The following is a 302-nucleotide window of genomic DNA, read 5'->3' as shown; positions in this document are numbered from 1 at the left end:
CCATCAGCAGGAAGCCGCTGTCGTAGTAGCCGTCGGAGAAGTCGATGACCTGCTTGCGCTCTTCCTTGATGGTGATGCCGGCCAGCGCCGCGTCGACGTTGCGGGTCTGCAGCGCCGGGATGATGCCGTTGAAGTCCATGGGCTTGAGCTGATAGGTCACCCCCAGCTCCTTGGCGATCGCAGCCCAGAGGTCGATATCGAACCCCACGTATTCGTTGCCCTGCTTGAACTCGAACGGCACGAAGGCCGTGTCGGTGGCGATCAGCAGCTCCTTGCCCGCCGCCTGGGTGGTGCATGAAAGG

General features: G+C 62.6%; 1 protein-coding gene. It reads right to left on the bottom strand.

The window, feature by feature from the left end; genetic code table 11:
• The coding region (locus FS767_RS22005) for a transporter substrate-binding domain-containing protein (RefSeq protein ID WP_144968214.1) at nucleotides 1-268 on the bottom strand (268 nt) is incomplete at its 3' end.
• Nucleotides 269-302 lie beyond the last annotated feature (34 nt).

The sequence above is a fragment of the Pseudomonas sp. DE0010 genome (assembly GCF_007680745.1).
GTDB classification, from domain to species: domain Bacteria; phylum Pseudomonadota; class Gammaproteobacteria; order Pseudomonadales; family Pseudomonadaceae; genus Aquipseudomonas; species Aquipseudomonas parafulva_B.
The sequence above is the reverse complement of the archived record's forward strand: the minus strand, read 5'-3'. Positions and strand labels throughout refer to the sequence as shown.